Annotated in this window: 15 protein-coding genes; 6 read left to right on the top strand and 9 right to left on the bottom strand. The window is 63.9% G+C overall.

The window, feature by feature from the left end; genetic code table 11:
• Positions 1 to 15: 15 nt before the first annotated feature.
• Positions 16 to 927 (bottom strand): acetylglutamate kinase, encoded by a 912-nt coding sequence (gene argB, locus HT578_RS16780; protein ID WP_039388888.1) that lies wholly within the window; start codon positions 925 to 927, stop codon positions 16 to 18.
• 93 nt (positions 928 to 1,020) lie between these two features.
• Entirely contained in the window at positions 1,021 to 1,707 is a 687-nt protein-coding gene (locus tag HT578_RS16775; protein WP_213500779.1) for a queuosine precursor transporter, read from the bottom strand.
• Positions 1,708 to 1,814: 107 nt separating this feature from the next.
• Here HT578_RS16775 and HT578_RS16770 point away from each other — a divergent pair, with 107 nt between their 5' ends.
• Both HT578_RS16770 and HT578_RS16765 read left to right on the top strand, forming a co-directional pair.
• Positions 1,815 to 3,140, top strand: coding sequence for a NupC/NupG family nucleoside CNT transporter (locus HT578_RS16770; RefSeq protein ID WP_213500778.1), 1,326 nt, complete (start codon positions 1,815 to 1,817; stop codon positions 3,138 to 3,140).
• Positions 3,141 to 3,242: 102 nt separating this feature from the next.
• Positions 3,243 to 3,611 (top strand): DUF4870 family protein, encoded by a 369-nt coding sequence (locus tag HT578_RS16765; protein WP_239026327.1) that lies wholly within the window; start codon positions 3,243 to 3,245, stop codon positions 3,609 to 3,611.
• A gap of 23 nt (positions 3,612 to 3,634) precedes the next feature.
• On the opposite strand, the gene HT578_RS16760 is transcribed toward HT578_RS16765, so the two are convergent.
• Positions 3,635 to 4,054 carry a hypothetical protein gene (locus HT578_RS16760; RefSeq protein WP_213500777.1) on the bottom strand — a complete coding sequence of 140 codons (420 nt, stop codon included), beginning with the start codon at positions 4,052 to 4,054 and terminating at the stop codon, positions 3,635 to 3,637.
• Between the two features lie 135 nt (positions 4,055 to 4,189).
• On the bottom strand, positions 4,190 to 5,242 hold the full coding sequence (locus HT578_RS16755; RefSeq protein WP_213500776.1) for a ribonucleotide-diphosphate reductase subunit beta: 1,053 nt from the start codon (positions 5,240 to 5,242) through the stop codon (positions 4,190 to 4,192).
• A 405-nt stretch (positions 5,243 to 5,647) separates the two neighbouring features.
• Between HT578_RS16755 and HT578_RS16750 the strand changes: the two genes are divergently transcribed.
• Positions 5,648 to 5,914, top strand: a complete 267-nt coding sequence (locus tag HT578_RS16750; protein WP_039388902.1) for a DUF2171 domain-containing protein — start codon at positions 5,648 to 5,650, stop codon at positions 5,912 to 5,914.
• 87 nt (positions 5,915 to 6,001) lie between these two features.
• Here HT578_RS16750 and HT578_RS16745 read toward each other — a convergent pair whose 3' ends face one another.
• Positions 6,002 to 6,391, bottom strand: coding sequence for a PepSY-associated TM helix domain-containing protein (locus tag HT578_RS16745; protein ID WP_213500775.1), 390 nt, complete (start codon positions 6,389 to 6,391; stop codon positions 6,002 to 6,004).
• Between the two features lie 261 nt (positions 6,392 to 6,652).
• A complete protein-coding gene (locus HT578_RS16740) occupies positions 6,653 to 6,862 on the bottom strand; it encodes a hypothetical protein (protein ID WP_144400842.1) in 210 nt (69 codons plus the stop codon).
• A gap of 240 nt (positions 6,863 to 7,102) precedes the next feature.
• On the opposite strand from HT578_RS16740, the gene HT578_RS16735 reads away from it, so the two are divergent.
• Positions 7,103 to 7,330 carry a DUF2171 domain-containing protein gene (locus tag HT578_RS16735; protein WP_213500774.1) on the top strand — a complete coding sequence of 76 codons (228 nt, stop codon included), beginning with the start codon at positions 7,103 to 7,105 and terminating at the stop codon, positions 7,328 to 7,330.
• Positions 7,331 to 7,431: 101 nt separating this feature from the next.
• Here the strand turns inward: HT578_RS16735 and HT578_RS16730 are convergent, their stop codons facing one another.
• Positions 7,432 to 9,345, bottom strand: a complete 1,914-nt coding sequence (locus HT578_RS16730; protein WP_144400928.1) for a ribonucleoside-diphosphate reductase subunit alpha — start codon at positions 9,343 to 9,345, stop codon at positions 7,432 to 7,434.
• Between the two features lie 842 nt (positions 9,346 to 10,187).
• Here HT578_RS16730 and HT578_RS16725 point away from each other — a divergent pair.
• Positions 10,188 to 10,433, top strand: a complete 246-nt coding sequence (locus HT578_RS16725) for a GlsB/YeaQ/YmgE family stress response membrane protein (protein WP_039388947.1) — start codon at positions 10,188 to 10,190, stop codon at positions 10,431 to 10,433.
• 53 nt (positions 10,434 to 10,486) lie between these two features.
• Here HT578_RS16725 and nadB read toward each other — a convergent pair whose 3' ends face one another.
• Together nadB and HT578_RS16715 are read right to left on the bottom strand one after the other, a co-directional pair.
• Positions 10,487 to 12,085, bottom strand: coding sequence for an L-aspartate oxidase (gene nadB / locus HT578_RS16720; RefSeq protein WP_213500773.1), 1,599 nt, complete (start codon positions 12,083 to 12,085; stop codon positions 10,487 to 10,489).
• Positions 12,086 to 12,698: 613 nt separating this feature from the next.
• Positions 12,699 to 13,640, bottom strand: a complete 942-nt coding sequence (locus tag HT578_RS16715) for an ABC transporter ATP-binding protein (protein ID WP_039388951.1) — start codon at positions 13,638 to 13,640, stop codon at positions 12,699 to 12,701.
• Positions 13,641 to 13,818: 178 nt separating this feature from the next.
• Between HT578_RS16715 and HT578_RS16710 the strand changes: the two genes are divergently transcribed.
• On the top strand, positions 13,819 to 14,016 hold the full coding sequence (locus HT578_RS16710) for a zinc-finger domain-containing protein (protein ID WP_039388953.1): 198 nt from the start codon (positions 13,819 to 13,821) through the stop codon (positions 14,014 to 14,016).
• Positions 14,017 to 14,120: the final 104 nt, after the last annotated feature.

Genomic DNA, 14,120 nt, shown 5'->3' with positions numbered 1-14,120 from the left:
TGCCCGTTGTTATCTTCAGATGGCCGCAGGATCCGTGCGGATCAAGGTGCCTGCACCTTCCTGTGTGAATATTTCCAGAAGCATGGCATGCGAGACACGCCCGTCAAGGACGACCGCCGCCTCGCAGCCCGCTTCGACCGCGTGCACGCAGGTTTCCAGCTTGGGGATCATTCCCCCCGAAATCGTGCCATCGTCCTGCAGGCGGGCAATGTCCGAGGGGCGAAGGTCGGTCAGCAGTTCGCCTTCCTTGTCGAGCACGCCGTGCACGTCGGTGAGGAGGAACAGGCGCGCCGCGCCCAGCGCCGCCGCAATCGATCCGGCCATGGTGTCGGCGTTGACGTTGTAGGTCTCTCCGTCCGCGCCCGCCGCGATCGGCGCGATCACCGGGATCATGCCCGAGGCCGAGATCGATTCGATCACCGTCGTGTCGATCGTTTCCGGCTCGCCCACGAAGCCCAGGTCCAGGACCCTCTCGATCAGGCTGTCCGGGTCCTTCTTGGTGCGCTGCACCTTGCGCGCGGTGACCATCTTGCCGTCCTTGCCGGAAATGCCCATCGCGCGGCCACCGGCCCGCGCGATCCAGCCCACGATCTCCTTGTTGATCGCGCCCGACAGGACCATCTCGGCGACCTGCGCGGTTTCGCGGTCTGTCACGCGAAGGCCATCGACGAACTGGCTCTCCACGCCGACCTTCTTCAGCATGGCCCCGATCTGCGGGCCACCGCCATGCACGACGACGGGATTGATACCCACGGCCTTGAGCAGAACGATGTCCTCGGCAAAGTCCTGCGCAAGCTCGGGATCGCCCATCGCATGGCCGCCGTATTTGACCACGAAGGTACGGCCAGCGTAGCGCTGCAGGTAGGGCAGCGCATCGACGAGGGTTTCGGCTTTCGCAAGCATGGCGGGATCATGAGGATTCGGCATGAGCCCGCTTTAGCTTCCCTGACGCGGAATTGAAGGTATTTTGTGCCCTTTTTCGTCAAGCACACGCAACACTTGGTGTGCAGGTGGCTTTGCTCAGGCCGTTTTCGGTCGGTCGAGCCACTGCCCGAAGCGCACGAAGAAGAGGATCAGCGGGGGCACCATGATCGTGGAAAGCACCAGCTTGGAGATGATCTGCCCCTCCATGATCGCGAGCAGCGGGAGGTCCTGGCCGAAGAACGAGATCGAGATGAACAGCACGGTGTCGACCGCCTGCGAGAGCATGCTCGCCAGCCAGGCCCGGAACAGCAGCACCGCGCCGCGCTCATGCCCCAGCGAATTGCCCGCCAGCTTCGAGAAAAGGTAGACGTTGAGCGTCTGCGACACGCCGTACGAGACCAGTCCTGCAAACTGCATGCGCGCGCCCTGCCCCAGGAGCCGCGCGAAGGCCTCCTGGTCCCCCCACATCGCGGCGGGCGGCACCACGTTGATGACCAGCGTGATCAGCACCATCGAGACGATGAGCGGAATGAAGCCATAGCGAATCAGGCGATTGGCGACGGCGCGCCCGTGCAGTTCGGCCACCGCGCTCGACAGGACGACGAGGAACAGGAAGGCGAAGATGCCCGATTCGACCGCCAGTTCGCCCACCACCGGCCAGGTTCCGAGGGAGGCGAGCTTGGTGCCCAGTACCCCGGCCAGCACCACCAGTCCGCCGTAGAGCAGCGAAAAGATGAACAGTGAGCGGGGGAGCGAGATGGATGTGCTGTCGTTGGCCTGCATCGGGATGCTCTAACCGGCCTTGGACAATTGCACTAGCCGTATTGGACATCGCCCTCTAGGTTCCGGCGTTTACTCGATCTTCCCTCGTTTCGGAGCAGCGCCGCTCAATGCAAGTCGCCTACAGCCTTCTCGGCATTGTTCTCATCATGACCGTGGCATTTCTACTTTCCACCAACCGCAGGGCAATCCGGCTGCGCGTGGTGGGAGCGGCCTTCGCGCTTCAGGCCGGTTTTGCCGCGCTGGTGCTCTACATTCCCTTCGGCAACCGCCTGCTGCGCGGCGCGGCACTGGGCGTGGAGAGCCTGCTGGGCTACGCGGCTGCGGGCACCAACTTCCTGTTTGGCCCCCTCGCAGCCCCCGAGATCGGCGGTGCGAGCTTTGCGATCTCGGCCCTTCCCGTCATCATCTTCTTCGCCTCGCTGATCTCGGTCCTCTATTACCTGGGCATCATGCCGCTGGTGATCCGCTGGATCGGCGGCGCGCTGGAGAAGGTGACCGGGATCAGCAAGGTGGAAAGCCTGTGCGCGGCCTCGAACATCTTCGTCGGGCAGAGCGAAAGCCCGCTGGTGATCCGCCCCTACCTTGCCAACCTCAATCCCTCGCAGCTGTTCTGCGTGATGAGCGTGGGGCTTGCCGGTGTCGCCGGCACGATCCTGGCCGCCTACGCCTCGATGGGTATCCGCATCGACTATCTGGTCGCCGCCGCGTTCATGTCGGCGCCGGGCGGCATCTTCATGGCCAAGATGATCATGCCCGACCCGCGCCACGACGAGGCCACGCAGCTCGACATCCACGAGGGCGCGACGCCGCCAGCGGGAATGACCGCCGCCGCCCTCAACCGCGACGACGTAACCCACCAGCCCGGCGTCCACATCGATGAGGTCGAGCCCGTCGAGCACGAGGAAGAGCGCCCGGCCAACATCATCATGGCTGCCTCGCAAGGCGCACAGACCGGCGTGAAGCTCGCCGTCGCGGTGGGCGCGATGGTGCTCGCCTTCGTCGCCCTTATCGCGCTGGCAAACGGCATCATCGGATGGGCGGCCGGGCTCTTCGGCTTTGCGGACATCACCTTCCAGGGCCTCATCGGCTATGTCTTTGCCCCGGTCTTCTACCTGCTCGCCACCCCCGACTGGGCCGAGGCCATGCAGGCGGGCAGCCTGTTCGGCACCAAGATCGTCCTCAACGAGTTCGTCGCCTTCATCGAACTGGGCAACGACGCCGGTCTCTCGCCGCGCACGGTGGCGGTCGTCACGTTCGCGCTGTGTGGTTTTGCCAACTTCTCCTCGATCGCGATCCAGATGGCGGTGACCGGCAGCCTTGCTCCCAACCAGCGCCCCCACATCGCGCGTCTGGGCGTGCGCGCGCTGGCGGCAGGCAGCCTTTCCAACCTGATGAGTGCGGCGCTCGCGGGGCTTTTCCTCGGCCTCGTCTGAGGCCCACGCCGATCTGCAAGTGTGCCATGCCGCTCGGCAAGCGCACTTGCAGCATGTAGCTCGATGGGTCACCTTGCCATGAACATGGTAAGGAGAGAGCCCGTGAACAGCAGTGAAAACAGGCCCACGACGCCAGGCTCGAACTTCGAGCTCAACAACCCGACGGTAATCTGCCTGCTCTACTTCGCGTCGTTCCTGACCGGGGTGACCGCCATCATTGGCGTCGTCCTCGCCTTCGTCTGGCGCAGCGAAGCCAAGTCCGACTGGGAACTGTCGCATTACCAGTATCTCATCAACACGTTCTGGATCGGCCTTGTCGGCGGCTTCCTGGGCGTCGTGCTGATGATCGTGCTGATCGGCTTCCCGATCCTGCTCGCGGTCTCGATCTGGGTGATCGTGCGCACGGTGATGAGCCTGCTCAAGGCCCAGAAGCGCGAAGCCATGCCCAATCCCGGATCCTGGACGATCTGAGCGAGGACCGGCGCGGCCCGTACCTAGCCGCCCCGGCGTTCTCCCGCCTCCAGCTTCGCGCGGGCCATGTCCTTGCGCGCCACACGGCTCGCGAAGTGGTCCCCATCGCCGCTCGTGTAGGCGTAGATTTCGGTGACGGGCACGCGGTAGCGATAGCGGTCATCGACCAGCACCACGGTTGCCCCGTCGCGCCCCTCGACCGTCCCGATGACGCCGCCGTCGCCTTCCACGACAGGCGTGCCGGGGACGAGTTCGCTGGGCGAAATGTTCCGTACCATCTTGAGATAGGGGCTTTGCATCGCCTTCGCGATCTCGGCGTCGGTCCGCGCGATGACGCCGCTTTGCGCGGCCACCGGACGCGCGCCGGACGCGGCCCCGGCAAGAAGGACGGGCGCGGCGAGGAAAGCCATGCGCGCGGAGCGGGAAACAGAAATATGGAGCATGCGGTCACTCCTTCGATGGAAAGACTGTGTTACCCATCTAACACAAAAGGCCCGGCAGGTTTCCCGCCGGGCCGTGTTCATTTCGCATCGGCCGTGCCGAAGAGCGCCTTTGCGGCGCCCTTTTCCCGATACCGCTTACTCGGCGGCCTGGGTATCCTCGAAGAGGCCGGGCTCGCTGCCGTCGTCGGCCAGCGCCACGTCTTCCGGCTTCACCTTGCGGCGCGAATCGAAGTTCGCCCACACCGTGTTCCAGTCGCCACGGGTCGCGCCCTTCGAGTATTCGGTCGCGCGGGTCTCGAAGAAGTTGGCGTGCTCCACACCGTTCAGCAGCGGGGTGAGCCAGGGCAGCGGGTGTTCGTCGATCATGTAGATCGGCTTGAGGCCCAGCTGGTCGAGGCGCCAGTCCGCGATGTAGCGGATGTACTTCTTGATGTCCTTGGCGGTCATGCCCGGAACCGGGCCCATCTCGAAGGCGAGGTCGATGAAGTTGTCTTCGAGGCGCACCGTGGTCTGGCAGACATCGGCAATGTCGTCGCGCACGGCCTTGGTCAGGCAGCCGCGCTCCTTGGTGAAGGCGTGGAACATCTTGATGATGCCCTCGCAGTGCAGCGATTCGTCGCGGATCGACCAGGTGACGATCTGGCCCATGCCCTTCATCTTGTTGAAGCGCGGGAAGTTCATCAGCATGGCGAAGCTGGCGAAGAGCTGCACGCCCTCGGTGAAGCCGCCGAACATGGCGAGCGTGCGCGCGATGTCCTCATCGTTGTCGACGCCGAAGTTCTGCATGTAGTCATGCTTGTCCTTCAGCTCGGCATATTCGAGGAAGGCGCCGTATTCGCTCTCGGGCATGCCGATGGTGTCGAGCAGGTGCGAATAGGCCGCGATGTGCACCGTCTCCATGTTGGAGAAGGCGGTGAGCATCATCTTGATCTCGGTCGGCTTGAAGACGCGCGCGTACTTCTCGTGATAGCAATCCTGCACTTCCACGTCGGCCTGCGTGAAGAAACGGAAGATCTGCGTGAGCAGGTTGCGCTCATGCTCGGAAAGCTTCTGCGCCCAGTCGCGGCAATCCTCGCCCAGCGGCACTTCCTCGGGCAGCCAGTGCAGCTGCTGCTGGCGCTTCCAGTAGTCGTAGGCCCAAGGGTACTCGAAAGGCTTGTAGGTCTTGCGCGCGTCGAGAAGAGGCATGGGCGACTGACTCCGTTGGATGTCTAACGTGGTGCGTTGTTGGCGAAGGGCGAAAGAGGTGGTCCGTCTTTCGCAATCCGCATGATCTGGCCCGGTGCAACGAGAGTCGCGCCCGGGACCCAAGCGGATAGACGAAATGGCCCCTCCTTGTGCAGCCCTCCAGCATTATTTTGGCCAAATTTTTTTCAGGTTTGCACAGTTTTGAATCATAGATTTAGGGGGAGAGCAAGGAGACAAGCGCTAGACCTTGTGCCTCACATTGGACATAGGCGAGAGCCGAGCAGCCCTCCCCCCCGCATCAAAACCCCGCCTCATCCGGGGCTTTGCGGGGAACTGCGCAGCCTCCTTGCGCGTTCTTTCAGCAGGAACATTCCGGCCCTTACCGGGCCCAACAGGAGAGACGCCATGACCACCACCGCCAGCCGCCCTCGCGCTGCCGAAGGGACATTCTGGACGACGAGCCTGGGAACCATTCACAAGGACATGAAGGTGATCGACGCCGAGGGGACCTGCCTTGGCCGGGTTTCCGAAGTCAAAGGCGACGAAGTCATGCTCGCGGGCGATGGCGGGCACTCCTTCATCGCGCTCAGCCAGATCGACGGCGTGGGCGAGGAAGGCGTGCTCCTTTCCGATCGCGGCGACATCACCTTCGGCATGCCCAGCTCGACCTGAGCCCCGGCACACTTGCCAGATACGAGAAGGGCCCGGATCATGATGACCCGGGCCCTTCTTGCGTCGCGCGCTATTGCCGCCGCGGGTTCACTTCCAGAACCAGCGCGGGGTTAGCTTGCGCTTGGTCCGGAAGCGCCACATCTGGACGTAGAGCCAGATTCCCGAGATCGAGAAGAACACCAGAGCCAGGCCCGACAGAACCGAGATCACGGTACCGATGGCACCGAAGGTCTCGCCCGAATGCAGGTGATGGAACAGGCCGACCATCGAGCGGATACCGCCCGAAGCGCGCGGCGGCATGCAGCGCCAGCCCTCGGGGCATTCGAAACCTTCCGGCGGCGTTGCGAGCGCCTCCACGGCCGGATCGGGCGCCCCTGCCGGCCACAGCACCGCGACCTGGCTGAGCACGCCGGTCACCGCGATCCACAGCATGAAGATTCCGAAGAAGAGCGAGAGCCAGCGGTGCCACTTGCGCATGTGAGAAGAGTGTCCCTTTGAACAATTACGAATCGCTCAACTGCAAAGCGCAGGACGCGCACGCGCTCAAGCCGCAAATTGTCACACGCGGTAACGGGATGGGCAAACACAACCCGGAAGAAAGACTTTTCAAGGGGGCATCCCCCCTTGCCCCCAAAACGGTCGACCTCACCTTTCGCGCGCCGCGATGGCCGGGAGAGGTGAGGTCGACCGTTTTGGGAGCCCGAGGGCGATGGCCTTCGGACCTATTCTCCTACCGTCTTACCACGGCCCACGCCGGTCGTCGTGACGGCGGTCATGGCGACGGTCGTGACGGCGCTTGCCGTGATGCCCCCGGTCGTGGCGCTTCTCGTAGCGGTCGTGCGGGCGGTGGTGGCCGGGGCGCGGATGGCCGTACTGGTTGCAGGCCGAAAGGCCGACCGATGCGGCGACGGCGAGCGAGACGGCCATGATGGCATTCCTGCGAAACACGTTCGTATTCTCCTGATTAGGCTTTTCAATCAACAGAATACGCAAGGCACCCGAGCCGTTCCCGTGCGATCCGCGCACGCCCGAAGCCTCTCCACGCACGCCCCGCGGCAAAGCGCGCCGCTCGCACGCTCCCGCCTCCATCAACCGTGCCCATGATGCGATGGATGCCGGAACGCCCCCCGGGGGGATGCGCGTTATTAGGGGTAACAACGCAGCAAAACAGAGCGAAAGGAGAGAGATATGCTCGAGAAGCTCCGTATCCGCGAACACATGGAAGTTGCCGATGCCAATGGTCAGCACGTGGGCACCGTCGATGGAATCGAGGATGATCGCATCAAGCTGACCCGCACCGACAGTTCGGATGGCCAGCACCACTTCCTCGACCTCGGCAATGTCGACAAGATCGACGACAACCGCGTCTACCTGAAGCAGGGAACCGCCATTCCGGTGGGCGCTGGCGCCAACTGACACGCCCCCCGCGTCCCTCATGCAATGAGGGAACGGCACCCTTAAAAAAAGCCCCGGACTTCGTGGAAGTCCGGGGCTTTATTATATGAACTGGCCGAGCCTTACTGGCAGGCGAGACATTCGTCGTAGTCGGTCGTCTCGCCGATCTCGAACTTGGGCGCTTCGGCGGTGTTGTCCGCCTCGACCCCGCCCGAGCCTGCGAAACCGGCGCGCTGCACCGACTTGGAGCGCAGGTAGTAGAGCGACTTGATGCCCTTTTCCCACGCCTGGTAGTGGAGCATCAGGAGGTCCCACTTGTCGACGTCGGCCGGGATGAACAGGTTCAGCGACTGGGCCTGGTCGATGTAGGGGGTACGGTCCCCTGCGAATTCGAGCAGCCAGCGCTGGTCGATCTCGAAGCTGGTCTTGAACACCGCCTTTTCCTCCGGCGAGAGGAAATCGAGGTGCTGGACCGAGCCGCCGTGCTCGAGGATCGAGTTCCACACGTTGGTGGAGTCCTTCGACTTCTCGGCGAGCAGCTTCTTGAGGTACGGGTTCTCCACCACGAACGAGCCCGAGAGCGTCTTGTGGGTGTAGATGTTGGCCGGGATCGGCTCGATGCAGGCCGAGGTGCCACCGCAGATGATCGAGATCGAGGCGGTCGGCGCGATCGCCATCTTGCAGCTGAAACGCTCCATCACGCCCTGGTCGGCCGCGTCGGGGCACGGGCCACGCTCGTGCGCCAGCATCATCGAGGCCTCGTTGGCCTTCTGGTTGACGTACTGGAACATCTGGAGGTTGAGGGCCTTGGCCATCGCGCTTTCAAAGGCGATGTTCTTCTTCTGCAGGTAGGAGTGGAAGCCCATGACGCCCATGCCCACCGAACGCTCACGCGCGGCCGAATACTTGGCGCGGGCCATCTCGTCGGGCGCGCGGTCGATGAAGTCCTGCAGCACGTTGTCGAGGAAGCGCAGCACGTCTTCGACGAAGCGCTTCTCGCCCTTCCACTCTTCCCAGGTTTCCAGGTTGAGCGAGGAGAGGCAGCACACCGCGGTGCGGTCTTCGCCGAGGTGATCGCGGCCCGTGGGCAGCGTGATTTCCGAACACAGGTTCGAGGTCGAGACCTTGAGGCCGAGATCGCGGTGATGCTTGGGCATCATGCGGTTCACGGTGTCGGAGAAGACGAGGTAGGGCTCGCCGGTGCGCAGGCGCACTTCGACCAGCTTCTGGAACAGCGCGCGGGCGTTGACGGTGCTGCGCACCGCGCCGTCCTTCGGGCTCTTCAGGTCGAAGTCGGCACCATCGCGCACGGCTTCCATGAACTCGTCCGAGAGCAGCACGCCGTGGTGCAGGTTCAGCGCCTTGCGGTTGAAGTCACCCGTGGTGGTGCGGATCTCGAGGAATTCCTCGATCTCGGGGTGCGAGACGTCGATGTAGCAGGCCGCCGAACCACGGCGCAGAGAGCCTTGCGAGATCGCCAGGGTCAACGAATCCATCACGCGCACGAAGGGGATGATGCCGCTGGTCTTGCCGTTGAGGCCGACCGGCTCACCGATGCCGCGCACGTTGCCCCAGTAAGTGCCGATGCCGCCGCCGCGCGAGGCGAGCCAGACGTTCTCGTTCCAGGTGTTGACGATGCCTTCGAGGCTGTCTTCGACCGAGTTGAGGTAGCACGAGATAGGCAGGCCGCGACCGGTGCCGCCGTTCGAGAGAACGGGGGTGGCGGGCATGAACCAGAGCTTGGAGATGTAGTCGTAGAGACGCTGGGCGTGCTCGGCATCGTCGGCGTAGGCATCGGCCACGCGCGCGAAGAGGTCCTGGTACTTCTCGCCGGGGAGGAGGTAGCGATCCTCCAGCGTTTCCTTGCCGAACGCGGTCAGCTTGTCGTTACGGCTGTCGTCCGTGACGATGGTGAAGCGACGCGGGTTGATCGACTTGGAGTCGTATTCCTTCGCCGAGTTTGCCTGGGCCGCTGCGGCCACCGAGGCCGCGGCTGCAGCAACGAGGTCCGCGCTGGCCGTATCCGCCTTGTCCATTCCGATTGCCGGGCCTGCGCCCGTCTCCTTGTTCGAGTTTACCGACGGGCTGGCAACGGTTTCTTCCGTAGCGTCCGCGCTGTCGATGCGACTGTCACTTCCGTTCCTGAAATCCACTCGTTCGCCCCATTGGTTGCCGCGCCACCTGCCAAGGCAGGCAAGCGCGTAGTGTTCCGCGCAGGGTCAAGGCGCACCGCAGCGCGGCCGCCGGGGAAATCCCAGACTACCACGTTCAGCACGAAAAGGAGACCTTTGCCCCTGCTCTCGACCCTGTGGTGCCTCGCGGAGTCGCCCAAACCTGCCCCGAAATCGCTTCCGGGGGCGACGCGGGACATTCCCGCGCTGCATCAAGGTTTAGAGGTTCGACCGCCGAAGCGCCACAACCCATAGTGCCGTTTCTTTGCATCGGCGCAAGAGGGGGGAGACACGCAAGCCGCGAGGCCCGAAGCCGCGCTGGACAATTGCCCAGCCACCGCGACGCGTGGGAAGTCCTGAACCCTCCTCGAACGCAAGCGAAATCTGGAGCCGTCCGGGCCATTATTTTTCCACAAAATTTGCCGACGAAACGAATCGGGAATACGACGAACCGAGGCCCGCATCTCAAACGTCAAGACACAAAAGCACAAACTGTGCCCCACGCGCCCCCAGCGGAACACCATATGTTGATCTTCCTGCAGCCGCCATGCGTCTTTTCGCAGCGCCCCTCGTCGAGCGCCATCGGCGCTGCGCCGAGCCGCGCGTGCGCGTGGCCCGCTCCTGTGCAACCCCTGCGCCGATCAGGAATTTAGATCCTGCGCGCAAGGGGTACCTGCGCGCCACCGGGTTCTCGCAAGGAAGCATGCATGTTCAATATCATCGGCGCCATCATCGGCGGTCTCATCATCGGCGCTCTGGCGCGCTGGATCTACCCGGGCGAGGTGCCCATGTCCTGGGTCGCGACAATCCTGCTGGGTATCGGCGGCTCGCTGGCCGCCGGTCTCATCACCTCGCGCGGGAGCCGCGACTTCAACCGCGCAGGCTGCCTCGCCTCTATCCTGGGCGCGATGGCGCTGATCTTCATCGGGCGCGCGCTGGGCATCGGGATGTAGGCAAGCCCGAACCGGGCGGCCCCAGGCCGCCCTGCCCTACCCTGACCTGCCCGTCAGGGCACGAGCACGGTGTCGTGCGGCTCGCGTTCGGTCTCGGGATAATCGAGCGTGAAGTGCAGCCCGCGGCTTTCATTGCGCTTGAGAGCCGAACGCACGATCAGCTCGGCTGACTGCAACAGGTTGCGCAGCTCGATCAGGTCGGTCGAGACGCGGAAGTGGCGGTAGTATTCCTCGATCTCGGTGTTGAGCAGCTGGATGCGGTGCATGGCGCGCTCCAGCCGCTTTGTCGTGCGCACGATCCCCACGTAGTTCCACATGAAGCGGCGGATCTCGGTCCAGTTCTGCTTGATGACCACTTCCTCGTCCGAATCCGTTACCCGGCTCGCGTCCCACGCGCGCACCGGGGGCGGCGCATCGAAGGCATCCCAGTGGTCGAGGATGTGGCTCGCCGCCGCATCCCCGAAGACGAAGCATTCGAGCAGCGAGTTCGAGGCGAGGCGGTTTGCGCCATGCAGGCCGCTCTCGGTGCACTCGCCCGCCGCGTAGAGGCCCGGCAGGTCGGTCCTGCCATCAAGATCGGTGAGCACGCCCCCGCAGGTGTAGTGCTGGGCGGGCACGACCGGGATCGGCTCCTTCGTCATGTCGATGCCGAGCGTGAGCAACTTCTCATGAATGGTCGGGAAGTGCTCGCGCACGAATTCGGCGGGCTGGTGGCTGATATCGAGGTGGACGTAATCAAGGCCGTAGCGCTTGATCTGATCGTCGATCGCACGCGCCACGATGTCGCGCGGGGCCAGTTCGGCGCGTTCGTCGTAGTCCGGCATGAAGCGATGGCCGGTCACCGGGTGGCGCAGTTGCCCCCCCTCGCCGCGCACGGCCTCGGTGATGAGGAAGTTCTTGACGTCGAGGTTGTAGAGGCAGGTGGGGTGGAACTGCATCATCTCCATGTTGGAAACCCGCGCGCCTGCGCGCCAGGCCATGGCGATGCCATCGCCCGTCGCCCCGCGCGGCGCGGTGCTGAAACGGTAGACGCGCCCTGCCCCGCCGGTGGCCAGGATGGTCGCGCGCGCGGTGTGCGCCTCGACCCGGCCCGTCGCCTCATCAAGGGCATAGACACCCCAGACCCGGCCCGAGCCCGAATACCGCAGTTCATGGCGCCCGGTAATGAAGTCGATGCAGGACTGTCCGGGCAGAAGCGTGATGTTGGGGTTCGCCTGCGCGGCGCGCAGAAGCGCGTCCTGCACCGCCCAGCCCGTGGCATCGTTCACGTGGACGATGCGGCGGTGCGAGTGCCCGCCCTCACGGGTCAGGTGCAGCTCCCCGTCCTCGGTGTTGAAGGGGACCCCCAGGTCCAGCAGCCGCGCGATGGCATGGGGCGCACGCTCGATCACGAATTCGACCGTCTCGCGCCGGTTGAGCCCCGCCCCGGCCACCATCGTGTCGCGGATATGCTCGTCAAAGGTATCGCCCTGGTCGAGAACCGCGGCGATGCCGCCCTGGGCCCAGGCCGTCGACCCGCCGGTCAGGCTGCCCTTGGCCAGTACGAGGACCTTGAGCCTCTCGGCGAGGGCAAGAGCCGCGGTCAGACCAGCGGCGCCGGATCCGATGACAATGACGTCATACGAAGTTGAACTAGGGGCGTTATCCTGCATCGCGCCTCATTGCCGAGTGCGCGCAACAATCGCAAGATATCTCACGAAAGCAGGAGACTATTGTTGCAATGCAGTAGCTAGGTATTTATACTTAGATTCGCGCAGTCAGAGGAGCCCTCAACTGCGGTTGAGAAGAGCTTCAGCTTTCGGGTTAACGATAAAAAGCACACTCGTGCAGGTCAAGCCGAATAACTAACGAAATAATTTCGTCTGGAATTTGGCACTGCACATTCCGGCATGCAGCCTCTCGCGACTTCAGGACACTGGCCAAGGCCGATCCACTTCGCCCCACAGCACGAGAACATGCTTCGTCCAACCCGCTTACTGAGAGCACTCAGGCCATGACAAGAACCACGAAATCCAGGAAAGGCTTATTAACTATGCTCTTTCGCTTTTGCTGGTTGAATCGCCACCAACCCGACCGCCAGCACGCCAGCTGGGACGGGCACAGCTTCGTCTCCACCTGCACGCAATGCGGCGCCGCGATTCGCCGCCACAAGAAGAATGTCTGGCACAAGGAATGGATGGAGCAGTCCGATGACGCCCTCCCGAGCCTTAAATAAGCCCGGGCCGGGCGAACCGAGGACCTGCCCCTTTCCCTTTTCCTTGCGTGTTACGCCGTAAGGCTGACGAACACGTCTTCCAGATCCGCCTCGCGGGTCGTGACGTCGACAACAGAAAGCCCCTGCGCCTGAAGGGCCGAGAGGACCTCTCCTGCATTTGCACGGTCCTTGTCGTACGTGATCTCGAGCCCCGTATCGCCGACCGTACGGCACTTGATGAAGCCAGGATGCTCGGGAAGCTGGGCCACGGGCTGGTCGAGCGTCAGCATCAGCACTTTCTCGCGCGCCATGCCGATCAGCTCGCTCGTCGGCTTATTGGCGATGAGTTCACCGTGGTTGATGATCGCGATGCGGTCACACAGTTCCTCGGCCTCTTCCAGATAGTGCGTGGTAAGGACGATGGTGACGCCCTCACGGTTCATCTCGGTGACGAGTTCCCACAACTGGCGGCGCAGTTCCACGTCGACACCTGCCGTCGGCTCGTCGAGGACGAGAACAGGGGGCTGGTGAACCAGCGCCTTGGCAATCAGCAGACGCCGCTTCATGCCGCCCGACAGGCTGCGGGCATAGGCGTCACGCTTGTCAGCCAGGTGCACCGCGCGCAGCAGGTCCTCGGAACGGCGCAGATGCTTGGCGATCCCGTAGAAGCCGGCCTGGTTTTCCAGCACCTCGATCGGCGTGAAGAAGGGATCGAAGACGATCTCCTGCGGCACGATGCCGATCGCGCGCTTGGCGTTGCGCTGATCGTGGTCGATGTCGTGCCCCCAGATATCGACCGAGCCCGAGGTCTTGCGCACGAGCCCGGCCATGATGTTGATCAGGGTCGACTTGCCCGCACCGTTGGGGCCGAGCAGGCCGAAGATCTCGCCCTGCGGCACGTCGAAGCTGACCCCCTTGAGGGCCAGCTTGGCCTCGGCCTTGCCGACAGGCGCGTAGCGCTTGACGAGGTCGCGGATCGAAATGGCGGGCGAGAGGGCAGAAGAGGCAGTCATGGCGCCCCATGTGGGCCAGCTTTGGCCCAAGGTAAAGAGCGCAAAGCGCAAAGAGGCCCGCCAGCCAGACCTTGCCGCCCACAGATTGCCCCGCGTGCAAGCGCGCTGCGTCCTGCGCATGCACCTGCGCGCGTTTGCCGCTGGAAATCGTCCACGCCCGCTGGTAAAGGCATCGCCCATGAGCAACGTGCCTGAAACCGTCTTCACCGATTCCCACCGCGTCAAGTGCGATGGAGCCACCGACATCCGTGCCGGAGCCGCTCTTGGCCATCCGCGTGTCTGGCTCGAGATCGACGAGAAGGGCTATGTCGAATGCGGCTATTGCGACCGCCGCTTCGTCCTCAAGGGCGGCCCCGCCGACCAGCAGGCGGCCTGAGCCACAGGCCCCGCCCCTGAACGGCCCTTGCCGGTCCGGGCGAAACTCCTCCCCTTGAAGAGCGCCGTACGCAAAGCCTTGCGCGTGCCGGGACGCGGGCGCTC

Origin of the sequence: Novosphingobium decolorationis, assembly GCF_018417475.1 — a bacterium.
Taxonomy (GTDB): Bacteria; Pseudomonadota; Alphaproteobacteria; order Sphingomonadales; family Sphingomonadaceae; genus Novosphingobium; species Novosphingobium decolorationis.
The sequence above is the reverse complement of the archived record's forward strand: the minus strand, read 5'-3'. Positions and strand labels throughout refer to the sequence as shown.